The organism is Pseudomonas kitaguniensis (genome assembly GCF_049199985.1).
Classification (GTDB): Bacteria; Pseudomonadota; Gammaproteobacteria; order Pseudomonadales; family Pseudomonadaceae; genus Aquipseudomonas; species Aquipseudomonas kitaguniensis.
Genome location: NZ_JBLZPT010000005.1, coordinates 164,812 through 185,090, shown reverse-complemented (window position 1 = coordinate 185,090; position 20,279 = coordinate 164,812). Strand labels below are relative to the sequence as shown.

At 57.7% G+C, this 20,279-nt stretch carries 35 protein-coding genes and 1 pseudogene; 13 read left to right on the top strand and 23 right to left on the bottom strand.

The features are described 5' to 3' along the window. Nucleotides 1-46: 46 nt before the first annotated feature. The 7 genes from ACOZK9_RS09750 to ACOZK9_RS09720 all read right to left on the bottom strand — a co-directional run bounded on the left by ACOZK9_RS09750 (nt 47) and on the right by ACOZK9_RS09720 (nt 6,960). Entirely contained in the window at nt 47-1,024 is a 978-nt protein-coding gene (locus tag ACOZK9_RS09750; protein WP_122251273.1) for a major capsid protein, read from the bottom strand. Nucleotides 1,025-1,027: 3 nt separating this feature from the next. Beyond that, the gene (locus ACOZK9_RS09745; protein WP_421555730.1) at nt 1,028-1,795 is read right to left on the bottom strand and encodes a hypothetical protein; all 768 of its coding nucleotides are present in this window, start codon (nt 1,793-1,795) and stop codon (nt 1,028-1,030) included. A gap of 89 nt (nt 1,796-1,884) precedes the next feature. Further along, nucleotides 1,885-2,370, bottom strand: a complete 486-nt coding sequence (locus ACOZK9_RS09740) for a DnaT-like ssDNA-binding protein (protein WP_421555729.1) — start codon at nt 2,368-2,370, stop codon at nt 1,885-1,887. Nucleotides 2,371-2,378: 8 nt separating this feature from the next. Then, complete coding sequence (locus ACOZK9_RS09735) at nt 2,379-3,491, bottom strand: minor capsid protein (RefSeq protein WP_421555728.1); 1,113 nt, start codon at nt 3,489-3,491, stop codon at nt 2,379-2,381. Then, the gene (locus ACOZK9_RS09730; RefSeq protein WP_421555727.1) at nt 3,409-4,869 is read right to left on the bottom strand and encodes a DUF4055 domain-containing protein; all 1,461 of its coding nucleotides are present in this window, start codon (nt 4,867-4,869) and stop codon (nt 3,409-3,411) included. The genes ACOZK9_RS09735 and ACOZK9_RS09730 overlap by 83 nt, the downstream gene beginning before the upstream one ends. Next, a complete protein-coding gene (locus tag ACOZK9_RS09725) occupies nt 4,869-6,359 on the bottom strand; it encodes a terminase (RefSeq protein ID WP_421555726.1) in 1,491 nt (496 codons plus the stop codon). The genes ACOZK9_RS09730 and ACOZK9_RS09725 overlap by 1 nt, the downstream gene beginning before the upstream one ends. A gap of 1 nt (nt 6,360) precedes the next feature. Continuing rightward, the gene (locus ACOZK9_RS09720; RefSeq protein ID WP_421555725.1) at nt 6,361-6,960 is read right to left on the bottom strand and encodes a hypothetical protein; all 600 of its coding nucleotides are present in this window, start codon (nt 6,958-6,960) and stop codon (nt 6,361-6,363) included. 78 nt (nt 6,961-7,038) lie between these two features. Here ACOZK9_RS09720 and ACOZK9_RS09715 point away from each other — a divergent pair, with 78 nt between their 5' ends. Then, complete coding sequence (locus tag ACOZK9_RS09715) at nt 7,039-7,485, top strand: hypothetical protein (RefSeq protein ID WP_421555724.1); 447 nt, start codon at nt 7,039-7,041, stop codon at nt 7,483-7,485. Between the two features lie 32 nt (nt 7,486-7,517). Here the strand turns inward: ACOZK9_RS09715 and ACOZK9_RS09710 are convergent, their stop codons facing one another. Further along, nucleotides 7,518-7,772: a hypothetical protein gene (locus ACOZK9_RS09710; RefSeq protein ID WP_421555723.1), complete on the bottom strand. Its 255-nt coding sequence runs from the start codon at nt 7,770-7,772 to the stop codon at nt 7,518-7,520. Then, nucleotides 7,769-7,960: a hypothetical protein gene (locus ACOZK9_RS09705; protein WP_421555722.1), complete on the bottom strand. Its 192-nt coding sequence runs from the start codon at nt 7,958-7,960 to the stop codon at nt 7,769-7,771. Before ACOZK9_RS09705 ends, ACOZK9_RS09710 begins: the two co-directional genes overlap by 4 nt. 258 nt (nt 7,961-8,218) lie before the next feature. On the opposite strand from ACOZK9_RS09705, the gene ACOZK9_RS09700 reads away from it, so the two are divergent. Both ACOZK9_RS09700 and ACOZK9_RS09695 read left to right on the top strand, forming a co-directional pair. Beyond that, entirely contained in the window at nt 8,219-8,437 is a 219-nt protein-coding gene (locus ACOZK9_RS09700; RefSeq protein WP_058415636.1) for a hypothetical protein, read from the top strand. Nucleotides 8,438-8,490: 53 nt separating this feature from the next. Next, nucleotides 8,491-8,754 carry a hypothetical protein gene (locus ACOZK9_RS09695; protein WP_421555721.1) on the top strand — a complete coding sequence of 88 codons (264 nt, stop codon included), beginning with the start codon at nt 8,491-8,493 and terminating at the stop codon, nt 8,752-8,754. Nucleotides 8,755-8,764: 10 nt separating this feature from the next. Here ACOZK9_RS09695 and ACOZK9_RS09690 read toward each other — a convergent pair whose 3' ends face one another. The 13 genes and pseudogenes from ACOZK9_RS09690 to ACOZK9_RS09630 form a co-directional block, all read right to left on the bottom strand. Beyond that, nucleotides 8,765-8,911 (bottom strand): hypothetical protein, encoded by a 147-nt coding sequence (locus tag ACOZK9_RS09690; RefSeq protein WP_099235311.1) that lies wholly within the window; start codon nt 8,909-8,911, stop codon nt 8,765-8,767. Between the two features lie 10 nt (nt 8,912-8,921). Then, nucleotides 8,922-9,299, bottom strand: a complete 378-nt coding sequence (locus tag ACOZK9_RS09685) for a hypothetical protein (protein ID WP_421555720.1) — start codon at nt 9,297-9,299, stop codon at nt 8,922-8,924. After that, nucleotides 9,296-9,619 carry a phage holin, lambda family gene (locus tag ACOZK9_RS09680; RefSeq protein WP_099235224.1) on the bottom strand — a complete coding sequence of 108 codons (324 nt, stop codon included), beginning with the start codon at nt 9,617-9,619 and terminating at the stop codon, nt 9,296-9,298. The genes ACOZK9_RS09685 and ACOZK9_RS09680 overlap by 4 nt, the downstream gene beginning before the upstream one ends. Nucleotides 9,620-10,136: 517 nt before the next feature. After that, a complete protein-coding gene (locus ACOZK9_RS09675; protein WP_122251263.1) occupies nt 10,137-10,682 on the bottom strand; it encodes a hypothetical protein in 546 nt (181 codons plus the stop codon). Further along, nucleotides 10,679-11,023 carry a Lar family restriction alleviation protein gene (locus ACOZK9_RS09670; protein WP_421555719.1) on the bottom strand — a complete coding sequence of 115 codons (345 nt, stop codon included), beginning with the start codon at nt 11,021-11,023 and terminating at the stop codon, nt 10,679-10,681. Before ACOZK9_RS09670 ends, ACOZK9_RS09675 begins: the two co-directional genes overlap by 4 nt. Next, complete coding sequence (locus ACOZK9_RS09665; protein ID WP_421555718.1) at nt 11,020-11,604, bottom strand: recombination protein NinG; 585 nt, start codon at nt 11,602-11,604, stop codon at nt 11,020-11,022. The genes ACOZK9_RS09670 and ACOZK9_RS09665 overlap by 4 nt, the downstream gene beginning before the upstream one ends. Further along, a complete protein-coding gene (locus ACOZK9_RS09660) occupies nt 11,601-12,116 on the bottom strand; it encodes a hypothetical protein (protein ID WP_421555717.1) in 516 nt (171 codons plus the stop codon). Before ACOZK9_RS09660 ends, ACOZK9_RS09665 begins: the two co-directional genes overlap by 4 nt. Then, nucleotides 12,109-12,909 (bottom strand): hypothetical protein, encoded by an 801-nt coding sequence (locus ACOZK9_RS09655; RefSeq protein WP_421555716.1) that lies wholly within the window; start codon nt 12,907-12,909, stop codon nt 12,109-12,111. The genes ACOZK9_RS09660 and ACOZK9_RS09655 overlap by 8 nt, the downstream gene beginning before the upstream one ends. Next, entirely contained in the window at nt 12,896-13,828 is a 933-nt protein-coding gene (locus ACOZK9_RS09650; RefSeq protein ID WP_421555715.1) for a helix-turn-helix domain-containing protein, read from the bottom strand. The genes ACOZK9_RS09655 and ACOZK9_RS09650 overlap by 14 nt, the downstream gene beginning before the upstream one ends. Continuing rightward, the gene (locus tag ACOZK9_RS09645) at nt 13,825-14,112 is read right to left on the bottom strand and encodes an HNH endonuclease (protein WP_256349208.1); all 288 of its coding nucleotides are present in this window, start codon (nt 14,110-14,112) and stop codon (nt 13,825-13,827) included. Before ACOZK9_RS09645 ends, ACOZK9_RS09650 begins: the two co-directional genes overlap by 4 nt. Nucleotides 14,113-14,118: 6 nt before the next feature. Next, nucleotides 14,119-14,412, bottom strand: a pseudogene (locus tag ACOZK9_RS09640) (phage replication protein); the annotation flags it as partial. 181 nt (nt 14,413-14,593) lie between these two features. After that, nucleotides 14,594-15,019, bottom strand: coding sequence for a phage regulatory CII family protein (locus tag ACOZK9_RS09635; RefSeq protein ID WP_421555714.1), 426 nt, complete (start codon nt 15,017-15,019; stop codon nt 14,594-14,596). A gap of 80 nt (nt 15,020-15,099) precedes the next feature. Beyond that, nucleotides 15,100-15,336, bottom strand: coding sequence for a helix-turn-helix domain-containing protein (locus ACOZK9_RS09630; protein WP_141063638.1), 237 nt, complete (start codon nt 15,334-15,336; stop codon nt 15,100-15,102). Nucleotides 15,337-15,448: 112 nt separating this feature from the next. Between ACOZK9_RS09630 and ACOZK9_RS09625 the strand changes: the two genes are divergently transcribed. The 3 genes from ACOZK9_RS09625 (at nt 15,449) to ACOZK9_RS09615 (ending at nt 17,067) form a co-directional block, all read left to right on the top strand. Further along, nucleotides 15,449-16,273 carry a S24 family peptidase gene (locus ACOZK9_RS09625; RefSeq protein WP_421555774.1) on the top strand — a complete coding sequence of 275 codons (825 nt, stop codon included), beginning with the start codon at nt 15,449-15,451 and terminating at the stop codon, nt 16,271-16,273. Nucleotides 16,274-16,351: 78 nt separating this feature from the next. Beyond that, a complete protein-coding gene (locus ACOZK9_RS09620) occupies nt 16,352-16,669 on the top strand; it encodes a hypothetical protein (protein ID WP_421555713.1) in 318 nt (105 codons plus the stop codon). Next, the gene (locus tag ACOZK9_RS09615) at nt 16,666-17,067 is read left to right on the top strand and encodes a hypothetical protein (RefSeq protein WP_421555712.1); all 402 of its coding nucleotides are present in this window, start codon (nt 16,666-16,668) and stop codon (nt 17,065-17,067) included. Before ACOZK9_RS09620 ends, ACOZK9_RS09615 begins: the two co-directional genes overlap by 4 nt. Before the next feature lie 33 nt (nt 17,068-17,100). On the opposite strand, the gene ACOZK9_RS09610 is transcribed toward ACOZK9_RS09615, so the two are convergent. Further along, a complete protein-coding gene (locus ACOZK9_RS09610) occupies nt 17,101-17,412 on the bottom strand; it encodes a DUF1654 domain-containing protein (protein WP_421555711.1) in 312 nt (103 codons plus the stop codon). A gap of 518 nt (nt 17,413-17,930) precedes the next feature. On the opposite strand from ACOZK9_RS09610, the gene ACOZK9_RS09605 reads away from it, so the two are divergent. The 7 genes from ACOZK9_RS09605 to ACOZK9_RS09575 all read left to right on the top strand — a co-directional run bounded on the left by ACOZK9_RS09605 (nt 17,931) and on the right by ACOZK9_RS09575 (nt 20,227). Next, on the top strand, nt 17,931-18,116 hold the full coding sequence (locus ACOZK9_RS09605) for a hypothetical protein (protein ID WP_421555710.1): 186 nt from the start codon (nt 17,931-17,933) through the stop codon (nt 18,114-18,116). Nucleotides 18,117-18,179: 63 nt separating this feature from the next. Continuing rightward, nucleotides 18,180-18,377 carry a hypothetical protein gene (locus ACOZK9_RS09600; RefSeq protein WP_339518907.1) on the top strand — a complete coding sequence of 66 codons (198 nt, stop codon included), beginning with the start codon at nt 18,180-18,182 and terminating at the stop codon, nt 18,375-18,377. 444 nt (nt 18,378-18,821) lie between these two features. After that, nucleotides 18,822-19,232: a hypothetical protein gene (locus ACOZK9_RS09595; RefSeq protein WP_152750186.1), complete on the top strand. Its 411-nt coding sequence runs from the start codon at nt 18,822-18,824 to the stop codon at nt 19,230-19,232. A 21-nt stretch (nt 19,233-19,253) separates the two neighbouring features. After that, complete coding sequence (locus ACOZK9_RS09590) at nt 19,254-19,532, top strand: hypothetical protein (protein WP_421555709.1); 279 nt, start codon at nt 19,254-19,256, stop codon at nt 19,530-19,532. Next, a complete protein-coding gene (locus ACOZK9_RS09585) occupies nt 19,529-19,795 on the top strand; it encodes a hypothetical protein (RefSeq protein WP_122251246.1) in 267 nt (88 codons plus the stop codon). The genes ACOZK9_RS09590 and ACOZK9_RS09585 overlap by 4 nt, the downstream gene beginning before the upstream one ends. Then, nucleotides 19,773-20,003 carry a hypothetical protein gene (locus ACOZK9_RS09580; protein WP_421555708.1) on the top strand — a complete coding sequence of 77 codons (231 nt, stop codon included), beginning with the start codon at nt 19,773-19,775 and terminating at the stop codon, nt 20,001-20,003. Before ACOZK9_RS09585 ends, ACOZK9_RS09580 begins: the two co-directional genes overlap by 23 nt. After that, nucleotides 20,000-20,227, top strand: a complete 228-nt coding sequence (locus ACOZK9_RS09575; RefSeq protein WP_421555707.1) for a hypothetical protein — start codon at nt 20,000-20,002, stop codon at nt 20,225-20,227. Before ACOZK9_RS09580 ends, ACOZK9_RS09575 begins: the two co-directional genes overlap by 4 nt. The last annotated feature ends 52 nt before the right edge of the window (nt 20,228-20,279 follow it).

Here is a 20,279-nt window from a genome sequence, read left to right as displayed (position 1 = left end):
AAAAGCACCCCGGCGCCCATAAAGACGCCAGGTTGTGTGGGCCGGATTACGGCGTTGTGGTACCGCTGATGACAGCAGCGAACGGTACCTGCTTGCGGCTGAACACACGTTTCCAGTTCGCAGCGGAGGCGTACTGGGTTGCATTCGGGCTGAGGTTCTGAGCCTCGGTGCCCTGCCAGCTGAAGCCTGCAGGCTGGAGAATGTAGGTCTTCCGCTCCCACAGCACTTCAGCACCGCCACCGTTGCCACCTCCTGGCTTACGCTCCAACTCTACTGGCACCTTCGGCGAGCCTTCGCCGTAGCCGAAAGCGCCCTGGCCGTAGAACACCGACAGGTACTTGCCGGAGCCATACACCAAGGCATCGTCCATGAACACCGGCTTGCCCAGGTAGGTCGCCAGGATGATCTTGCCGTCCGAGTCACGCAGGTACTCGATAAGGTCTTGCTTGACCATCTGGTTCATCACGACCGAGTGCACGCCAATCGCGCCGAACTGGTCGGCTGCGTCACCGGCGGTAAACGCGGCATCCTGGAAGGCGTTCGCACTGATGGTCGCGCCAGCGTCGATGACCATGTCACCGCCGTTATTCGCGATGTTTGAGGCGATGATGCCGCGAGACGCGCCCAGGGTGTAGCGCTGCCACTGGCGAGTCCAGTAAGTGCCGAATCGATTGCGGATCTGCTGCTGAGGCTCGCTGTTCGCAAGCTCAGCGGTCAGGTCGGTTACGCCGTAGCCTTTGTTGAGGTACAGGACACGGGCACGCATGCTGTCCTGGGTCACCTTGCCAACTTCACCTTGGTCGTTCGGGTCATCGTTGCTGATGTTCGGAGCTTCATCGGCGTTGAGATCCTGCCAGTAGCTGATCTCGGCGGTGCCCTGGCTGCCGGACGCGATCGCATCCAGCACGGGCGAGCGGGTCACAATGCCCGACTCGTATACAGCGGTCTTTTCCGGGCTGTTAACCGGCGCCAGGGAGGCGTAGTAGTCGCCGACGAAGATGTCGGTCAGTTGGGTAGTTGCCATGAATTAGGTTCCTTTGGTGGCCTGGATTTTCTTGAACAGCTCAGGGTTGTCACGGGCAATCGAGGCACGCTCGACCTCCGTGTACTCGCCCCACTTTTTCGTGGCCTTGCCACCGTTGTCACCGGTCTGCCCGGCGCCCTGGGCCCTTGGCCACAGGTGTGTTGCGGTTTCACGCAGCGATTCCGCCCATTCGAGCGGCGACAGCGGGGTTTTCCCGTCCTTCCCGTAAACGACCTCGCCGTCACGGTCGGTGGCAATCGCCTCGCCGTCTTCACTGAGTTTGAAAGTGCCCCGGGCACGCAGGATGATGTCCTCGGCAGCCTCGGGGAGCGCGCCGGCCTTGATGGCAGCAGCACGGATGGAATCAGCCAGTACCTTGTCGCTGTACTTGGCGGCGAATTGCTCGGCCTTGTCGGCGCGGGCCTTCTCGGCTCCCAGCTTGGTGTCGTAGTCGGTGCGCAGGCGCTCGGTACGGCGGGTGATGACCTCGTCCAACTTGCCTTCGGCAATTAGCTTGGTCTCTTCATCCTGTCCAACCTTGGTCAGCAGCCCTTTCACGGCGGCGATGTCCAGGCCTTCGAACTGGGCCTTGAAGCCGTCCAGCTCGGTTTTGGTGGTCCGGAGCGAGCCAAGCAGCTCGGTGTTTTTCGCTTTGAGTCGAATGACCTCTTGGTCAATTAGCGCCTGAATTTCAGGGGTTATTGCAGGACCACCTCCACCCTCGCCACCTTCATCAGAAGCATTCAGAAAGAGTTGTTTAAGCTTGAACATGGGTATCCCCTCGGGATTTTTGGGCTACTGACCTAATCAGCAGGCATAAAAAAACCGCCCGTTGGGCGGCTTGGTGTGAATACTGTGTTTTATCGGACTATCGAAAGCCCGCGCATCACCAGGTAATCAGCGAACTGCGTCCTGCTTGGCGCGTATGGCGGCGGCCGCATGCGCAGGCCGGGCGTATCTCGGTTGAGTCGCGTACGCCGGCCATTCGGCTCAGTGCAATGCGTTGGCTCTTCGATCTGAAAGCCCAGCTCGACGGCATACAGCTCAACCGCCAACCGCACCTGGCCCCACTCAAGCTCAAAGGGCACGAACGTCTCCGACAGTATCTGGTATTCGATCTTGCAGTTACGTCGGGGCCAGGCCATGGCCTGGTCAGGATTGGCCTTTCTGCCCTTCCACTGGCGACCGTTGATGTCGGTCGCCCCGCGCAGCAGCAGTTCGACCTGGTCAGCCTCTGCTTCAGGTATCCGAAACCCGTAATAGTCGCGGTAGAAGGTCAGCTTCTCCAGCGGCACGAAGCTATTCGCGTCTGGCTTGCCCTTCCCGTCCTCAACGATGATCTGCATGTGCTATCTCAACCTGGTGAAGCGCCGAGTGTAACGCCTGCTCGGATAAACATGTCTGGCTCTGCTTCCTTCAACTGCGCCAGGGTCAGCGGCTTGAAAGACTTGTCGAGCTGCAGCTTGGCGAACTTCTCCGGCGTCAGCCCTCCATCGCGGAACAACTTGCCCCGGACAGGCCCGAGGGCATGATCCTGGAAGCTCGCCGGTTGCGTTGCCAGCCACTCGTAATAATTCAGGCCACCGTCAACCTGAGCCCCACCGTTATCGCCCACCGAGGCGCGTGTGCCGTCCTTGGCAAACATCTCCGAAAGCCTAGTGGTCGGCACCGTGGTTGATCGGCAGTTGATGTGGGCCGGCGGCAGCGGTCCCTTGCCCAGGTCGAAGCGCATGCCGTCCAAGCCCTTGCACTGCTGCGAGGTCTTGCGATCGAGCGTCGACACCCAGCGGTAGCCCAGCACTACGTCACTGTTGGCTTTCAGCGTTTCCATCCGTGCCGTGGTGGCGACATGCTGGATTGCTGTCTGCACCACGGTGGCAGCATTGCGGTTGCTCACCGCCAGGACGCCATCCGTGAAGTTCTGAGCCGCGGTACCGCGAATCGCCTGGATGATCTGGGCGTTGGTCTGGCCCTGGCCAAAGCCGAGCCGGATGGTATTCGTGACGCGCATCGTCTCGGTGCGCGTCCACCCGCTGACGAAGCTCTTCAGTAGCTTGCCACCGTCGATACCCTTGACCTGCAGCGGGTAGGAGAACACAGCCGCGCGGATCACTGTGTTGGTCGGCACCACCGCGTCGATAGAGAGCGCATTGCTCAGGCTTTTGGCCTCAAAACTCGATTCGTAGAGCGCGAGGTCGACCAGATCAGCCTGCACCAGGTCGCCGTAGGCCTTGTATATCTCCAGTAGCTTGCCGTCCACTCGGGCCAGGAACTGCTCAAGCCGGTCCCGGCTGTAGGTGGTCAGTTCATTGCGGGTCAACTGCTCCCGTACCAACGTGTCAATCTGGCGCAGGTATTCCTCGAACTTCTTTACCTCACCGGCCTTAAGCCGCTCCAGCATTACCGAGTGGCGAGTCGTTTGCTCCAGCAGTTGGCTTTCCACCTGCGCCTGGCTTGTCGTTGGCATCGTCTTTGTCCAAGTTGATGCCGGCCGACTCGCGCTCGTCGCTGATCAGTTCGGCCTCGTCTTCGTATGGGCGCTCCGGCAACTTGCCGGTGGTGAGGTAATGCCAGTAGGTGTCAGCGCTGATCGTGCCAGCCATCACGCCCTTGAGCAGCTCAGCAAGAACCTGGGCGTCGACCACTGGGGTGACGAACTCAGGGTTGACCTTAAACTTCACCTGCTTGGGGTCGTAGCCCTTCCATTCAGCGGCGTAACGCAAGCCCTGTTCCACTGCCTCAGCAACCGTAATGACGATACTGTGCAGTGTGGCGTGCTGATCGTTCTGGCGAGTTTTACGTGCCTCACCAGACTCGGTGCCGCCCACGTCCATGACCTTGGCACCGGCTTCAAGCGCGGCGTTCTTCTGATCGTCCATGGCCGTGCGAACGGCTTCGATGCCCGCGCCCTTGAACTCCAGGTAGCCACATTCGCCATTCAGGCCAAGATCCCATGCGGCAGATGGGCCGGTTACGCTCAACTCCACAGCCTCATCCAAGCCAGAAACCCAAGGCTGCGGGTGGCTGGTCTGGTGCAACGAAGTGAAATAGTCGGCGCTCAACTGGTAAGACTTCAAAGCTGCCCGCGCCATTGTCAGCAGCGGCACCTCGTCAACTTCCGGCGAGTTGTCGGTCGAGCCGCAATAGATCACCGGTAGGTAGGGCAAGCCTTTGACCAGGCGATTGTCTGTACCAGTCGTGCCCAGCGGTCTCTCATCCTCGACGAGCTCGCCACCCTCATTACGCACCGCGGTGTAGCAGACGTCTCCCAGCATGAAGAACTCACGAAACACCGTGTCGCAGTCATGGCTGTATCGGTCACCGCCCTTCTTGCGGAACTCACGGAACACCGAAAGCACCAGATCTTGCCGGCCACCTTGATCAGCGGTGCCCCAGTTGATCGCATTGCGCGTAGCGTACGTAGAGAAATACGGCTCGCCGCTATCGTCGATGTTCACCACCAGCGGCACGCGACCGTGCGAGATTGCCTGGCGCACCATGCGGAAGAACAGTTGCTTTAAGCCGAAGCCGTCAGCTGTGGCGTTGTCCTCGAGCCCCCTTAAGCGGGCGGGAAGCTCGATCTCGGGGATGAGTCGAGAAACCAGCCCCATCATCGAACGCAGCGAGTCGCGCACCCAGTGCTCGTACTGAGCCCGGTTCGTGTAGTTCTGGTAGAGATACCTGTTGCCGGTGGCGTCCAGCTTTTCAGCCTCCACCATTCCGCTGGGCTTTGGGAGGTTTCGCTCATTACGCTTCACGGCGCACTCACCTTCGAGCGCGTCGTCCATCATTTCCCACTCGGCGATATGCGCGTCGTAGTCGGGGTTTGTCGATTGCACTGGCATCAGGCCAAGCCTCCAATTCGGCGTGTTCCGCCTGTGCGTTTGCGTCGGCCCATCGACACGGCGAAGTAGCGGAAGGCGTCCGCGCCGTGTGATGACCAGTCGTGAAGTGGTTTGTCTTTCCAGCAACCCCGCTTGTCGTCCCACTCCTTGCGGTAGTTTTCTAGGCAGGAAATGCCCAGCTCGCATTTGGATTCGTCGAACGCGCAGTTCGGGAGTATTTCCCGGACATGCTCAATGCCCTCGTCGATACCGATCTTCGGGACAACGCTGAACTTGATGCTGTATTTCTGGCCGTCGATCTCGTAGCCCTCGCGGGCGATCTCGCGCCGGGTCTTGCCATCGCTACCGAACTCTCGATTGTCGATGTCGTGAGGCCCCCAGTGATCGCCATATGTGTATTTGCGATCCTTGAGCACCTTCATATAGTGCCTAAGGCCCTCCCCACTGTTCTCGTAGAAGTCGATGACGTGATATTCCTCACCGACAATCCGAACAAACCAGATAGCCGTTGAGTCGCCAACACCAATATCCCAAATCGTATGCACCGGAAGATGGCTGTTGTCCGGTAGCGCGCCTATCCGCTGCGCGCCGTAAAGCTTTGTGAACTGCTTGGCGTAGTAAGCGCCCTCGATTGACTGCTGGAAGGCTTCCGCAGGCAAAGACGGGTACTCTCGCTTCATGTCGTCGCCGAGCGTCTTCTCCTTGGCCGCATACCAGGAGCGTTGCCCGTCATCTGTGACGATTCCGTGTTTGGTGTGCAGTTCCTTGAAGTAGTCGGTCAGGCGCTGCGGGATCACAACCTCAGTCGGGTCAAGGCTGTAGGCCTTGTTGTTCCACCAACTGAAGAAAAAGAATTTCCAGTCGAGCAGGCCCAGCGGAACGCCGGCCAGTTTCTGGCGCTCCGCCGACTGGCTGTAATCAAAGAAATAGCCAGCCCTGCCTTCTGCCGTCGACTCGATAGTGACGAAACACTCAGCAGCGACAGCCTCGAAAGCACCGGTGACGATCTCCCGTGCCTTGTGCGGGAACTTGGCGCAGATCTTCCCGAACTCGGATACGTGCAGGTAGCGCAGCGTGCCACCCCGAAACGAGGTACTGACGTACAGCGAACCGCCCTTGCTAAACACCAACTCACCGGCGGCGTCATTTCGTGCCGGGTTGGCAGCACGCAGCTCTTTCGGCAGGTTGTCGTAGGCGTACTTGACCTTCTCCCGGAACAGGCGCTTAGCGTCGTTCAGTGTGTGAGCGATCAAAGCGCACTTCGCAGCTTCGAACAGCGCTGCATCCAACTGGACGATGCACACCAGCGTCGTGAAGCCCAGCTGACGAGCCTTCAGGATGATGTTCCGGGTATGCATCCCCTGAAAGTAATCAATCTGCTCCTGCGTCATGCGGAAGCGAACCTTCTTCCCTTGCTTATCCGTGATGAAGTAGAGATTGTTCAGCCGCCAGAATCGGTCCCGAAGCAGTTTCATATGCTCGGGCTTCATGTCAGGCGTCCTGTGTTAGTTCATCCATCATCTTAGAGATCTCGTCGGCGTCGTCCGTCTTCTCCTTCTCGTCCAAGCTGAATGCCTGGCGCTCCAGCACCTGGAGGTTCTTCATCGCCGAGGACAGCTGAAACAGTGTTTTGGAATTGCTGGGTAGCGCTACAGCAGCGAGCATCGAGGCCCGGCGCATGCCGTTGTTATCCTCGCTTGTCTCGTCGATGATCGCGTCTTCGATCTCTTCGCGGCGCTGAATGGTAGTAAGCAGATCATCCATTAGCAGGTTCGCAAGGTTCGTGGCTTTGCGAATATCTCGGCGATGGCTGCGAACCACCCGAGCGCCTTCCTCTGCGGCTTCCTCGATGATCTCGGCGTCAAGTTCGCAGTTCGCGCCTTGGTCGTTGCGAACCTCACCGCGAACCAGCTTGCTGCGAACCTCTTTACGCACCTGATCAGAGAGGTCTCTCGCCCACCCTTGAACCTTGGCTTTCTTTCGAATTGCGGTGTCGCTCACGCCTTGGCGCTCAGCGATAGTTCTGATGGAAAGTGACCCCGCCCGGTAGGCGCGCTCAATTGCCTCCCAGTCGGGTTGCTTGATTGTCATGAGCTAACTCTGATACTTGAAATGATGGCGGGATGCCGGTATTGATGGCGACTTCAAAAAGTAAGGAAGCTAATCCCCATGCTATCCATCAAAGCCAGCTCACTCTTCGTATGCCTTCTGGGCGCTACCGCAATCGCCGGATGCACCGTAGGTCCCCAGTCAACATGGACCAACTTAGGACCTGGTGGAATAGCAACCAAACGCAGCCAAATCGCCTGCTATACAGACGCAAACATCATCGACGGAAAGCGAGTGGAAGGCACATTGTGCGCGTTTCCAACATCAGGATTCCTGAGCGACGGTGAACCAACCATTATCGCCAGGATGGGCTATGGGCAGAAATACACTTTGGAGTTCAGCAAGACCCTTGCAGGGTTTGAACTACCATTTGAGGACAAGAAGGGAGTTCTGAAATGCGATCCTATGAAGACTGAGCCAGGCAGGACAATACCTGAGAGCTTTTGCACTCTCACGGTCAACGGTCAAAAATTGGTCAGCGCTAAGATACTTTTCGGTGGAATGTGACAGCCACCCGTGCCGCCCTCCCTGCGGCACACCTACCCCTCCGCGTTATCCAGCAGCACATCAATCAGCTTCTGCTCACCTAAGCGCATCGCACCCAGACATTGCAGGTCGTCGCACTTAGGGCCAAGGCCGAACACGGTCACCTCTCCCTTCGCGCCGATCAGCGTCAAGGCACCTACAGTGCATTCGGGATGCACACCGGCGTCAAGGTCATCGGCGATCTTACGTAGGGTCTTGGCGGCGTCGCGCCAATCCTCTCGTTTGAACTCCAGAACCTTGACGGTCATTCGGTCACCATCTGGTGCGTCTGTGCGTGAGCGTGACCGTGGAGCAACCCAACGATCAGGCCTTGGGGCAACCCGGCGTTCTTGGCGGCGTCCACGGCATCTGCAATGGCCTTGTCCAGTGCGGTCACAGCATCGTTGATGTCTGGACTCATCGGGAGGGCGTGCCGCAGGCGGATTACGTTGCTCATCCGCCCCCCCCAATACTGATATGAGTGCCAATCCAGATGGCACCCTCAATGACTCCCCAGCCAACCACGGCACAGGTGACCGCGCCGATGACAAAGGCTCCGGTCATATTTGGCAACTGGCTCATGCGAACCCTCATAATTGCGCGCCGCAATTTGGCGCATCTGAAAACGTGGCGCGGATTTACGATTGGGATAAACTAGGTCAAAACCGATAAAGCAGAGCCCCTGCTAAGCTCGCAACCAAAAAAAGAGAAGCCGATGCCAATTGATGCAGCAACCGCAATGGCTAGGGCAAGAGACAATTTCAAGTATCTGGCTGAAGCAAAAGATGATGCTCACCTCGCCAAGCTAAAGGGAGGCGCTTGCGGCTATAACCAGTCACTTTTGATAGCCGGCCTGATCAGCCCCAAGCAATTGGATCAACTGAACAGAGAGCTCGATGAAGCCTGTCTGGCTTACAAATCACCCTTAGCTTGAATCAAATGATTCGCCCTGTCCGCAGACAATCAACGCTGCTGGATAGATTACGATTGAGCACGTTCATCAAGTGCCTGGTCGGCAAACTTTTAGAGAAGATGCACATGCCAGCAGACACAGAGTTCGCGATGACCGCAGCCCGCATAAACTTCGGGCGCTTGGCTTCAGCCGTAAGCAAGTCGGATCGTGAGAACCTGACGAACGATGCTCACCGTTTTAACCAAACATTGTTGGATGCTGGCTTTATCAGCCGCGAGCAATTTAAGCAGTTGAACTCTGAGCTTGAGCGGGCCTTCAGGGCTCATATCCCGCATTGACCTTTTACGTTTACTTGCTCTGGCTGCGAACGATCTGGGCGTCCACCTGGTCAGCGCAGGTATCCAGCAATTTGATCGCCTTGTCTTTGAGCTCCCACACATCACCGTTGAGGCGAAGGTCGGCCTGGTCTTGTTCAACGCGCTCGCAGGGGATCAACTCGGGCGCTTCAATTCTTACCGCTTGGGTTTTTGTTACTACTGCCGGCTTTGCCGCGCAGCCCGTCAGGTAAAGGCTGATTAGCCCAGTCACGAACAGGCTTGCTGCTGCGCTTGAGTTCTTCAAAGTCTTTCCTCGCCTTCTCGGCTTTCTTCTCGCTGGCCTTGATTCGCTTGGCCAAGTCGGATGTGTACGCGGCGTTGCGCAGCGCTTCGGCGCGCAAAGTTGTGATAGTGGCCTGGCTCTCGGCATTGGCGGCGAATGCTTTGGACTTCTCGCCAGCTTCGAATGCCACCTCCCCGCGAAGGGCTATGACACGCGACTGCTGTATGCCCACCAGTAGCAGGCCGACCAAAGCGATGATGATTGCTGCTGCGAAGGCCTTCATGCTGAATCCGCCTTGCGACCCAGGAAGCGGGTCACCATCTCGCGAATAGCAGTCACCCCGAGGAACCCAATAGTCCCTCCAGCAGCAACAGAAAGACTTGGCGGCCAAGCCATCCATTCGATCACGCTTGAAGCAACCAAGCTTAGCGACCCACAGATCAGTGCTTCAAACACGATCCGGCGCTTGCTCGTTTCTTTCGCGTCATACATGACACGCAATAGTGAGACGGTGATGGACATGATCACGCCCTGCCAGAGCGGATTGCTCAACGCCAGCCAGATCTTGGCCCAGGTGTCTGGCTTATCAGGCATGTTTGGCATCCGGGTTACTCCCTCTCGGGGAGATTGATAAATCCAGCCCCGGCAGCACTCCCAGCCATAGCGAAGGGTGTGGCGGGGCCGAAAAAGAAAAGCCCCGCACTTGGCGAGGCTTGGAGAAATACGTAGCGGCTATGTCGATCGGGCGAACGAGTTCCACTCTTCAATGGCGCCGTCGGCCGCAGACTTATGCTTCCGAATAGCGTCTTGCTGCTCCTCTACGAAGTCAGTGATGCAGGATTTGTACTCCTCCACCTCGGCGTTAAATTGATCACGCTCGTTCTGGTCTTCAACTTCGTATGGAACACTTGGCTGGCTGCAGTCATGTGAAGGCTCGATTGTGTCGGCAAACGCCAAAGGCGAAAGCAACATTCCGAGAAGTAAGATAGCTCGCATCGTTCCTTGCCTCACATGAAAAAGCCCGACTTCATGCCGGGCTTTACTGTACAACCTCAACGCGCAAGATCGACAGGATAGGTAAATAATCTCTCACTTTCTCACTCATTGCAATAGCGATTTGCTACGCAGCGCAACTTTCGATTAATCCCTCTGCGTCGAGCAGTTCCTGAGCGGCAGTGAGCGCCTCGTTCACTTGGTCATCCAGCGTCTTACGGATCCCTGAGCGCCACCGGTACCGAGTTGATTCTGGCTTGCCGTCGTTATCCCAGTTGGTGATGTCGTACCAAGCTGCCGGCAGCACTGCGGCAGAACGCTTGCCCTCGGCTCCGGCAACTTGAGGGATGGCCCAGGTCAGCACCGCGCATTCCCGGAAGCGTTTCGGCGCAGGGGTGCGCACCGAGTTGAGCAGTTCCAATATCGCGCCGTGCTTACGCTCTTCGTGGGTCGAGTATTTCGCTACCAGGGCACGCCAGTGCGCTGCGCTCAACGCCTTATGCAGCCGACCGAACACCCAGCAGTCCTGGAGAAACGCCGCCTCCTTGCCGACGATCTCCCCCTTCTGTTTGGCACACTGAACCTTGGGCTCAAAGTCGCAGCCGCCAGCGGAAGTGATGGTCTCGGCCGCAAGGGCTCGAACTACTGCTGAAACAACGTTGCGATAGGTCATGCTGTAGCCCTCGGCCAGATGTTCAAGCCTTCTTTTTCGCCACCGTCGTAGCAACTACGCGCCCGATTGTGTCGGTCATTCCAGCGCTCAATAGCAATTCGCATCACATCAGCCACCTCGAGGTCATAGATATGCTCGAATGTGCCGAGCGAGCATGTGTTGATGTCCGGGCCTTGTGCGCCGCATTCATGACACCAAACATGCGCCTCGTACGCCTCGTCGAAATCTTCATTCTGCTTGCGCTCCTCGAACACCTCTTCCTGGGTAATCCAGTTGCGCGCAATGACGCACGGCGGCCCTTCGCAGAATGGGCAGGGATTCATCTTGATTGGTTCGATCATGCTGCCAGCCCCTTTTTCAATTCTCTGGTCTTTGCCCGGTAATCGGCAGTCATCGCCTTCAATTCTGCGACGGTATATTTCTTCGCCTCGTGCGGCCCCTCAAGCCACTCAACTGCCTCGGCGCCGATGCGCTTCAACAGCTCGATGCGGTAATTCACGATGTTCCCGGAGAGCCGGGTGTTGCACGGCGAGCACTGGCGGTGGCAGTTCATCGGCTCGAAGCGCAAGGCCGGATTGCTCCCCACGGTCCGGTAATGGCCGGCGTCGTACTTGCCCTCGTGGTGCCGGCCGCAGCTCACGCATGGCAGTGCCGCATCACGGGCGCGCACCCAAGCATTGAAGGCCTGTTGCGTGTCCTTGAGGTGATCCGCCCTGCTCTTAAGCTTCTCCTTGCGGACCTTGATTTCCTTACGCTCGACGTCGGCCAGCGCCTTGCGCGCCTTCGGCTCATGCCTTGGCGCGTCGATCATTGCGCACGCCGGGCTGCATACCGCCTGCCCCATGCGAGAAGGCACGAATGAGGCCCTGCACGCTTCGACGCGGCACTTCTTCGGCTTGGGCTGTTTGCGCTCGATGGTCATGCAGCCTCCTTGAATGCTTCGAACTCAGCCATTTCGGTTAAACGCTCTTCGGTAAGGGTGGGCCAGTCATGCAGCACCAGGTATGCGCAGCACTGGCGCCAAAAATCTTGGAATGTCTCCTCCCCCATCGAATCGTAGGAAAGGCTGCGTGGAGTCTTGCGGGTGAGCTGGCCCAGGCCAGGGATGTCAAACGCCTCCTCGTCGCAGTACACGCCCGATTCCAACTGCAGGGCCTTGATAGCGTCGTGGGACTGCTTGCCAGAGAACCGGTCGATGTTCTGGCTCAGCACCCGGCCCAAGCCGTGGACCAAGCCGTTGAAACGTGGGTTGCGGGGCTGCTTGAGGTCGGCGCGGATCTTCGTATTGATCCGGAAATCCCGTTCCCGAAGGATCGACCGGTCAGCATCGGAGGACGGCACGAACGCTGCGACCTCTTTTCCGGTCATTGGATCAACCAGGCGGCGCAGCACCAGGTAAACAGGCATTAAGCGGGGCTTTGCTGGCTTACCCATGAGCGGTCTCCACACCTTGCGCGGCCCTAATCGCTTCCCGAGCTTTTCGCTTACGCAGGTACGTATCAATGCGATCAGCCTGCGCACTCTTGAGGCGTTGTCGCACTTGTCGAACTTTCGCGGCATCGACAATCTGGCGAACTTCGGCAAGTTTTTCTCGAATGCCGGGAGAAGGCTCTACGACCGATCCAGTGAGAAGACCAGCGATTGCCTGTCCGTCGTTAGTGATCGGAGCTATTCGAAGATCCGCCAAATATTTTTCTCCGGCCTGCTCATTAATCAGTTGCATGCGAACTGCTGATTCAATAGCCACTACTCTCCGCAGCGGATCATGACCAAGTGATACGTTCCAAGTCGTAGGTACAGCCTCAGCCCGGGCGTTAGTGATCAGCCGTTCATAAGCGCTAATGAACGCCATGCGGGCACCCACTTTGTCGCCGGCATCGAGGACAGGTTTCGCAGCCGCCAGGGCCAACCGGATTTCGTCGGTAAGCACCACGGTTTCAAACTCATCATTGGTGGTCATAGCGATGGCCCAGGCCTCGTCCTTGCCCGGGCGGCCATCGGAGGACTGGACGCGTTGCAGGATGTCCGCCATTGCCAGCTTGCCCTTCACCTCGAAGCGGCAGGCCTTCAACGCGGCTTTGACGACCGGCACCGGGTAGGCGCAAAGATCTTCAGCCATCATCGCAGCGGTACCGGGGTTCATTTCCTGGCCCATGGCCTCGGCGGTGGCGCAGATGGCGGCGGCCAGCCCGGCAACCTGCTGGTCATTCATTTCAAAGGTATTCATTGCGGTCACCTGCTTGGCGTTTGGCCAGAACCATCTGAGCGGCCTGCTCTGCTGCTGAGTGGTTCGCCTCTGTCCGCTCCATCTGGCGGGCGGTTGTCCCGTTGATGCGCTGCCCGGTCACCCACTGGGTGTGATAACTCTCGGCGTTGGCCAGCAGCTCGTTGAGGCTGTGGCACTTGCGCAGAACTGCGGCATCGTTGGTTTTCAGGTAATGCGCGGCGACGTGGTGAGCGACATCAGCGCCGAGGCGGTCGACCAATTGGCCGAGCTGACCACCAACCTTGGCGTTCCAAACAGGCCATGCGCCGAGGTAGCGCTTGCGGTAAGCCATGGCGTAGTTCGCCCAGACCTTGAAGGTTTTGCAGGTCTGGTCTTTGGGGCCAGGCATGTCGGCGGGGATCTCGACCCGTGGAGCGTCGGTACGATCAACCACCAGCACCAAGCCGTGGGACTGAGCCGGCACAACCGCGGCGGGAGCCGGGGGTGTAATTGGTTCAATGACCGGTTCCATGACTGGTTCAAGAGAGTTACTGATTCTGGGTGCAGCTGCTGCACTACCCCCTGGTGCAGGAGATTCACTAGGGGGTGAACCTGCTGCACTACCCGGGTGAATCTTCTGCGCTACCCCTGGTGCAGGAGGTGCACCACCCCCGTCGAGGGTGAGGAAGTAAACGTTCGACGAATTCCCCTTCGGACCACCCTTCCGGATTTCCTTGCGCAACAGTCCCGCCTCACACAGAGCGGTGATGTGGTTCATGACAGAACGCTTGCTGATCTCGCACTGGTCAGCAATGTGCTGATAGGAGGGCCAGCACTCGCCTACGTCGCTGGCGTTGTCGGCCAACTTGATCAGCACCAGCTTGCGCAGCGGATTACCAACGCGAAGCTTCATTGCGGCAACCATAAGGCCCATGCTCATGCTGCACCTCCGGCGAACGCGCGGAAATCAATCGTCCGCACGCCCTTCCAGCTATTGCAGGACATGCAAAGGGTCTGGAGATTGCCCAAAGAAGCCTCTCCACCTTGGCTTTCAGGTACGACGTGATCAGCCCTCAAGCGCATCAGCACCGAGCAGCCACAGCGCAAGCACGCGTGGCCGTCGCGGGCGAACACCAGAGCACGCAAGCCAGAAGGGATTGGTTTCTTTTTTGTCCTGCGCCGGGGCGGGAGGACCGGCGGTTGGTGCGCGGTGACGTGGCCCATACGGTCCGGGTTCCACTCACAGCCTTTTTCGGTGAGTCGGAATGCTTCAGGGCGAAGCTCAATCAAACCGGCCTCTTCCAGGGCCTTCAGCATGCGGTAAGCGGTGTCTGGCTTGTCAGTGAGCAGCGGTAGCTCCTCAGTGATCTTGGCCTTGCTCAGCGCGAAGAAGATCCCGTCATCAGTCTTGATTGGCTTGGCCCAGCTCGGGCAGCCGTAGACGAACGCGAACAGCAAGGCCTGCTGAGAATTCAGCCCCCACTCCAGCGCCTTCACTTGATTAATCGTGACGGTGTATTGCATGTCAGGCCGCCGAATAGACTGTATGCGAGCTATTGCGCGCCACGTTTTCAGATTGCGAAAAGCGTGGCGCGAGATTGGTGGGGCTATTGATCGTTTGAATGGCTTGGTGCATGATTCGCTCCACAAGTTTGTTGCTGTTGAAAGAGCTGGGATTGCGCCCCGGCTTTTTTATGTCTGAAATTCAGGCTGCTTTCACCGACTGCTTGAACACTTCCAAGCTGACGATCACTTCCTCAGCCTCCTTGAGTAGTTCGGACTTCTCGCGATTGCATACGCGGCCATCGGCCTGGGCGTCGAACGCGAGGCGCGTAACGTCAGCCAGGTCGGCGTGCAAGCGCAGCAACGCGGAGTTGAGGTTGATGCCCTCGGGCTTGTCCTTCGGTACTAGGTCGAAGCCGAAAGCCTCGGCCCAGGCCTTAAGCGGGCGAAAGTCCTGGGTGAACTTCATGATTCGGTGCAGTTCCTGGACGTTCAGCTTGTGGCTGTCGTAATCAGGGTTCGCCTTTTGGGAAAGCAGCGTCTTTGAAGAGAAGCTGGCCCCCTCCGCAATCCGCCCTGCCCCGTGGTCGTCAACCACGTCATAGATCGCCTTCATCAACTCCTGCATGTAACACCTCGAAATTTTTTACGTGGCGCCCTGCAGGTGCAGAGGCGATCATTTGGTCAATGGAACGGCGGATAGGGATGTTAGGCGGCGCCGCGCAGGACTTTGTGCGCAAGGTCGAGAAGATCGGGGCGGAGACCTGCGATGGTGATCTCGCCGCCAGATGCGTCTTGAAGGCGCTCCGCCAGATCGGCCGAGGCCTTTCGGTGACCACCTGCCAACTGCCAGAGGTGGCCTACCGTCGTCGTAGCAGCGGCTGCTACGGACTGACGCCGTTCGTTTGAAGCGCTGGCGAGCCAGTCACGCAGATGGTCATTCATTGGATCTCTCCTTATACATGGAAGAAATTTAGCTCATGGCTAATTTTGTAGCAAGGAATATTTAGCTTTGAGCACATTTAGCATTGAGCTAAACGCTGGCATTCTTGCCCGCATGGATATTTATGCGATTCGCAAGCAGAAACTCATCAGCCTCATAGGAACCCAGCGGAAAGGCGCATGCGCCGAGCGCTGGGGAATGGCCCCTGCGCACCTGAGTCAGATTCTGTCGGACAAGACTGCGAAGAACCTTGGGGACGATGTTGCGCGGCGAATTGAGACTATCGAGAAACTGCCGAGGGGTTGGTTTGACTCCATCTCTGCCGAGGGGGCGACATCTCTAAATAGCGGAGACGCGGAAGGCGAGGCATCGACGCAGAGCGCGGCCGACCAAGTAAGACAAATGCTTGCGAAGGTCAGCGGTTTGACGAGTGCCGCTCGCGACAGGATTATCGCGGCGGCTGACGAGACGAGTAACGTCATAACCGTCGACCTCTCCCGCCCTGGCCAGGTCGGCGATGAGGTGTGGATTGCGCACTACGACGTGCGCGCGGCTATGGGTGGCGGACAGATCCCGCACGAATATCCGGAAATGCTCCAGGACATAAGGGTCAGCCCCAAGCACCTACGTGACCTGGGCGTAACCTTCAAAGAGCACTTCCACCTCAAGATGATCACCGGCTGGGGTCAGTCGATGGCTCCAACGATCAAGGATCGCGACCCGCTACTGGTCGACATTACGATCCGAGAGTTCACGGGGGACGGGATCTACCTGTTCTCCCACGACGACATGCTTTACGTGAAGCGCTTGCAAAAGAAAGGCAAGGATCGCTTCAAGATGATCTCGGATAACAAGCATCATGATCCCGAGGATATCCGAGTGGATGACACCTATATTTTGGCTCGGGTGCTACTGGTGTGGAACGCTAGCTTGGTTTAGCTATATTCCGACCGTAAATAGGCTTTAATCCTAAACGGGAAAAACCGAACAATTTCTCAATGAAAGCGAGCGATGATCATGGACGAAGAAGTCCCACCTGATAAGCCAATGACTCCAGAGGTTTCGAAATTTCTAGATGGAAATGTTAGCTATTTGGCTTTGAGTCAAATGACCTCGCCGTTGCGAGACGCTGAGATCGTTCTTACATCAGTTCTAATAGATACACTCGTAGCGCTCCGCTCGCTTCCTCTTGAAGGTGAGGGCAAAGAGCGGGTAGACCGCGCGTGGGAAAAATTAAATGAAGTCTTCCTCCCCATGGATCTTTTGGAGGAGCGTACGGCGCGAATATTCAGTGGCCGTCACCCCTGGGATAAATCTGGAGACGAAAAAGAATGAGTGACACGATTCGCTACCTGCGCGAGGATTACAGACAACACAACCTTTCATCCAGCGAGGACTCAAAGAAAGGTGGGGGTGGATCAGAGCCACCAGGAGGGGACAAATTGGAAAAACGAGTCGAGACGCTAGAGCAAGGCCTAAAAAGTATAGAAATCAGTCTTGGACGGATTGAGACAGCGTTGGATGGCCTACGGACAAATGTGTTTCCAAATCTAGCCACAAAAGCGGATTTGGCGAATGACATGGGGACCGTCAACCAAAGCGTGGCTAATTTCAGAACTGACCTTACGCGCGTCGAGGGATCAATGATCAAATGGTTCATCGCTACTGCATTTCTCCTGTCTGGCGGAGTCGGAGCAGCCGCTTTTGGATTAGCTAGATCATTGCCTCACTAAAAAAGCCCGCTTCGGCGGGCTTTTTCATGGCCTTTAGAACGGCGCCGGCTCTTCTTCCCGCTCAAATGCAGCCTCTCCCCTCCCCGCCACTTCGACCTCCTGCTGTTCCCACCTCACACTCACGCTGCCGTCGTCATTGAGCGTCAGCTCAAGCTCGTCGGTCGCGGCGATCACGCCCAACACCTCTTCCCATTCCCTATCACCGTCCGTGTCCAGGCGATGGATCGTCACCCAGCGCTGCGCCTGCGCCACCGGGTGATTGATCATCGATGAGACGCGCAACGCAAGGCGCTCCATACCGCTCATTTCCTGCGGTGTTGCCAGTGCCGCCTGATTCTTTGCCATGAAATCCCCCTAAATAATTACTGTATATTCATACAGCTAATAGAAAAATCATAGCTCACTGCTAACTGGCGCGTAAAGGGTTTATGGACCTCAGATATCGGCCCGGTGAGAGTTGGCAGATCGTGACAATTTCGCCTACCGCTAAATATTTAGCTTGGAGCTATTGACGTAATTTTAGCTTAAGGCTAAATTTACGCCATCGCAGCGACACACAGCCACTGCGAAGGGCCTCACAGCCCACCGCTCTTTGGTTACACCCCTTGCCGGATCACCACCGGCCCAGATTCAAAGGCAGCGATGAACCGGCCTTAACGGTTCAGAGGGTTGGCAACTGACCCGGGCGTGCAGCGTAAATCGCCAAGAACAGTTATCCAGCGGGAGAACAAGCCGAAAGGCCCGCGGCTGGAGTGACATTTGATTCAAGCCGGTGATCGACGCCAGTAGCGGGTCACGGCGGAAAGCATCACTGAGCAGCCTTCTCGCGAGGGCTGCTTGGGATGACAACCGAGGGCAAGACGATGAACAAAGTAATTCACATCACAGGGCGTGGTGAGCTGCAGGTATTTGCGGACGAGAGCCTGGCCGCCTGCATTCGAGAGGCGAACAGGCTCAACGCTGAACGTGGACTCACCAGCGGCGTGCGCGTCGTTGAGAGCGAAGACGGCCATCGAATGACGGCGGCTGACTGCAAGGCTGCGGCGTGACGGACCTTTTCACTGATGCACCTGGAGACGGGTGCATTGGGAAAACAACCGGAGCAAAACGAGATGGTAATCATCGAAGACGACTTCACAAGCGGCGCACAGGTGAGCATGCAGATGGACAAAGAGGCGGGTGAGCTATTTGTGTTCCATTGCCCCGCTGGTCAAGGCTGCAAAGTCAGCAAGTGGCCTCTCGATAGCTATCACATGCCAATCGCTGTGGCTCATTACGAACAATGCTGCGAGCTGGAACGTGCCGTCTGAACAACCAGCGACAACGACAGCCTGTCGCAAACTGCCCGATGCCCTGGTACTCCCCAGCGCCAGGCTGCATCGGAGTGTGAACTGAGTACCGCCGGCCAGCGCGAGAGCAAAGGCAGACAAACGTCATGCAGTTCACACCCCGATGCGGATGAATGCCCGGGCTGACGGGCATGTGTAAGACCTGAGGGATCGCGGGAATCGTGGCCGGTAGAGTAAGTAAGCGCCCTGATGGCCACGGCGAGTCCAAGAATAAGCGGCTGAAACCTTCGCCCCGGTGAAACTCCGGTGTCACTAAGGCCGCTAATAGCCATGCCGGGATCAGCTCCGGCCATCTGCCCCCTCCCCACCTCTATTACGTCAGCACTCCTCCCCCGCGCCCATCGGCTACCAGCGGGAGGAATGAGTGTTGACGAATACAGGTGAACCAAATCCACGGTGCAAATCATGAGCGAGCACACAAGAGGCCCTCTGGAGTTTTCCAGCGCAGGGTTCGGCAGCAAATCCGGCATCACGGTTGACGAGTATTTCATCCGACGTCCCGAAGATGATGTCGCTGTTGCGGCTGATGTCATCGACCCTGAAACAGGTGCGCCATCCGAGAGCAACGCCCGCCGCCTTGTAGCGTGCTGGAACGCCTGCCAGAACATTGCGACCGACGCCATCGAGTCAGGCTCGCTTGATTTGTTCCAGCTTCAACTCGACCGAATGGTGCTAACGCAGCAGCGCGACGAGCTGCTGAGCATTGCGCGTCGCTGGGCAGCGATAGATGCGCAATGGCATCCAGATCGCTACGAAAGCGAAAAGGCTGAGTTGCTGATTAATACCAAAGCTGCCATCGCCAAAGCCACCGCCTAACCCCAAACACTGGAGGTTGCCATGCATAACTGTACTGAAACTCAAGCGGTGTGCCGAGGATGCAGCCTCAAGTTGCGCGGCTCGCCATCTTGGAAAGGCGGCCTCGCCTATCACCCTGAGCCGAAAGGTCAAGTCTACCAATGCCACTACGGCGGCTGGGTTTGCTCGCGCCGCTGCGACATCCGCGCGTGCGTTGAACTGGAAGGAACGATGCCAGGCTGCGGTGGCGTGAACGGCTACGAGCGGCTTTCCATCTACGCAAAAGAGAGCATCGAACGCCATTGGCCGGAGGCAGCATGAACCAAAGTCAGCACGCTTACTGCGACGTAGCGCTCGCAATCAACCAGCGCCGCAATATGGCCTTGGCGCTTTGCCTTGGCCTGGTCCGCTCCAGTGCACCGAAGACCTCGCCGCTGTTTCGGGTGATCCCGGCCGGCAATGAATTCTTCCACGTCGTCGACTCGTCCACCGGCAAGGTGAAGGGGTTCCGTCGCAATCACAACGAAGCCTGCGCCCTCGCCCAGCGCTTGGAGACTCGCCATGCCAACCAGCTACGCGGATAGCGCCCAGGCCAGGGAATCCGATAGGCGCTGGGATTTACCGAACTTTGGGAAGGCAAACCACGTCGAGCTGTTTCACGAATACACAGCAGACGACTTGGCAGAGCGCGAGGCTCGGCGCATCAAAGAGCGCGCCAGCCTCAAGCTGCGCATCGGTGCCGTCATGGCTCAGATGGAGCTTATCTGCCCGCCAGTAGGAGGTTCCGAATGAACGTCGCACAGCGAGATCATCAGAACGCTGTGAGCTGGATTGAGGGCGAGATCGACAACATGATTCACGACCTGGGCAAGGCCAATGCCAGCGCGGCGGCAACATCCTGCGTCACCTTGGCCTTCATGCTGCGGGTTATCGACGACACTGAACATCGCTACTTCCGGGCGCGCATCGACAAAATTTACGCCGACTACAACGCCTCTATCGTTTCCGCCGCTTAACGGCACAACCCCACCACAACACTTCAATGCTGCGCCAGGCGCGGCGAGGGAT

Excerpts from the sequence above, each read along its gene's own strand:
- ACOZK9_RS09645 (WP_256349208.1), bottom strand. The coding sequence starts at position 14,112 with ATGGGCCACGTCACCGCGCACCAACCGCCGGTCCTCCCGCCCCGGCGC.
- ACOZK9_RS09685 (WP_421555720.1), bottom strand. The coding sequence starts at position 9,299 with ATGAAGGCCTTCGCAGCAGCAATCATCATCGCTTTGGTCGGCCTGCTA.
- ACOZK9_RS09655 (WP_421555716.1), bottom strand. The coding sequence starts at position 12,909 with ATGAATACCTTTGAAATGAATGACCAGCAGGTTGCCGGGCTGGCCGCC.
- ACOZK9_RS09740 (WP_421555729.1), bottom strand. The coding sequence starts at position 2,370 with ATGCAGATCATCGTTGAGGACGGGAAGGGCAAGCCAGACGCGAATAGC.
- ACOZK9_RS09660 (WP_421555717.1), bottom strand. The coding sequence starts at position 12,116 with ATGGGTAAGCCAGCAAAGCCCCGCTTAATGCCTGTTTACCTGGTGCTG.
- ACOZK9_RS09600 (WP_339518907.1), top strand. The coding sequence starts at position 18,180 with ATGGTAATCATCGAAGACGACTTCACAAGCGGCGCACAGGTGAGCATG.
- ACOZK9_RS09625 (WP_421555774.1), top strand. The coding sequence starts at position 15,449 with ATGGATATTTATGCGATTCGCAAGCAGAAACTCATCAGCCTCATAGGA.
- ACOZK9_RS09595 (WP_152750186.1), top strand. The coding sequence starts at position 18,822 with ATGAGCGAGCACACAAGAGGCCCTCTGGAGTTTTCCAGCGCAGGGTTC.
- ACOZK9_RS09610 (WP_421555711.1), bottom strand. The coding sequence starts at position 17,412 with ATGGCAAAGAATCAGGCGGCACTGGCAACACCGCAGGAAATGAGCGGT.
- ACOZK9_RS09650 (WP_421555715.1), bottom strand. The coding sequence starts at position 13,828 with ATGAGCATGGGCCTTATGGTTGCCGCAATGAAGCTTCGCGTTGGTAAT.
- ACOZK9_RS09730 (WP_421555727.1), bottom strand. The coding sequence starts at position 4,869 with ATGCCAGTGCAATCGACAAACCCCGACTACGACGCGCATATCGCCGAG.
- ACOZK9_RS09710 (WP_421555723.1), bottom strand. The coding sequence starts at position 7,772 with ATGACCGTCAAGGTTCTGGAGTTCAAACGAGAGGATTGGCGCGACGCC.
- ACOZK9_RS09590 (WP_421555709.1), top strand. The coding sequence starts at position 19,254 with ATGCATAACTGTACTGAAACTCAAGCGGTGTGCCGAGGATGCAGCCTC.
- ACOZK9_RS09620 (WP_421555713.1), top strand. The coding sequence starts at position 16,352 with ATGGACGAAGAAGTCCCACCTGATAAGCCAATGACTCCAGAGGTTTCG.
- ACOZK9_RS09715 (WP_421555724.1), top strand. The coding sequence starts at position 7,039 with ATGCTATCCATCAAAGCCAGCTCACTCTTCGTATGCCTTCTGGGCGCT.
- ACOZK9_RS09725 (WP_421555726.1), bottom strand. The coding sequence starts at position 6,359 with ATGAAGCCCGAGCATATGAAACTGCTTCGGGACCGATTCTGGCGGCTG.
- ACOZK9_RS09615 (WP_421555712.1), top strand. The coding sequence starts at position 16,666 with ATGAGTGACACGATTCGCTACCTGCGCGAGGATTACAGACAACACAAC.
- ACOZK9_RS09575 (WP_421555707.1), top strand. The coding sequence starts at position 20,000 with ATGAACGTCGCACAGCGAGATCATCAGAACGCTGTGAGCTGGATTGAG.
- ACOZK9_RS09720 (WP_421555725.1), bottom strand. The coding sequence starts at position 6,960 with ATGACAATCAAGCAACCCGACTGGGAGGCAATTGAGCGCGCCTACCGG.
- ACOZK9_RS09675 (WP_122251263.1), bottom strand. The coding sequence starts at position 10,682 with ATGACCTATCGCAACGTTGTTTCAGCAGTAGTTCGAGCCCTTGCGGCC.
- ACOZK9_RS09700 (WP_058415636.1), top strand. The coding sequence starts at position 8,219 with ATGCCAATTGATGCAGCAACCGCAATGGCTAGGGCAAGAGACAATTTC.
- ACOZK9_RS09630 (WP_141063638.1), bottom strand. The coding sequence starts at position 15,336 with ATGAATGACCATCTGCGTGACTGGCTCGCCAGCGCTTCAAACGAACGG.
- ACOZK9_RS09745 (WP_421555730.1), bottom strand. The coding sequence starts at position 1,795 with ATGTTCAAGCTTAAACAACTCTTTCTGAATGCTTCTGATGAAGGTGGC.
- ACOZK9_RS09665 (WP_421555718.1), bottom strand. The coding sequence starts at position 11,604 with ATGACCATCGAGCGCAAACAGCCCAAGCCGAAGAAGTGCCGCGTCGAA.
- ACOZK9_RS09585 (WP_122251246.1), top strand. The coding sequence starts at position 19,529 with ATGAACCAAAGTCAGCACGCTTACTGCGACGTAGCGCTCGCAATCAAC.
- ACOZK9_RS09735 (WP_421555728.1), bottom strand. The coding sequence starts at position 3,491 with ATGCCAACGACAAGCCAGGCGCAGGTGGAAAGCCAACTGCTGGAGCAA.
- ACOZK9_RS09635 (WP_421555714.1), bottom strand. The coding sequence starts at position 15,019 with ATGCAGGAGTTGATGAAGGCGATCTATGACGTGGTTGACGACCACGGG.
- ACOZK9_RS09705 (WP_421555722.1), bottom strand. The coding sequence starts at position 7,960 with ATGAGCAACGTAATCCGCCTGCGGCACGCCCTCCCGATGAGTCCAGAC.
- ACOZK9_RS09580 (WP_421555708.1), top strand. The coding sequence starts at position 19,773 with ATGCCAACCAGCTACGCGGATAGCGCCCAGGCCAGGGAATCCGATAGG.
- ACOZK9_RS09605 (WP_421555710.1), top strand. The coding sequence starts at position 17,931 with ATGAACAAAGTAATTCACATCACAGGGCGTGGTGAGCTGCAGGTATTT.
- ACOZK9_RS09680 (WP_099235224.1), bottom strand. The coding sequence starts at position 9,619 with ATGCCAAACATGCCTGATAAGCCAGACACCTGGGCCAAGATCTGGCTG.
- ACOZK9_RS09670 (WP_421555719.1), bottom strand. The coding sequence starts at position 11,023 with ATGATCGAACCAATCAAGATGAATCCCTGCCCATTCTGCGAAGGGCCG.
- ACOZK9_RS09750 (WP_122251273.1), bottom strand. The coding sequence starts at position 1,024 with ATGGCAACTACCCAACTGACCGACATCTTCGTCGGCGACTACTACGCC.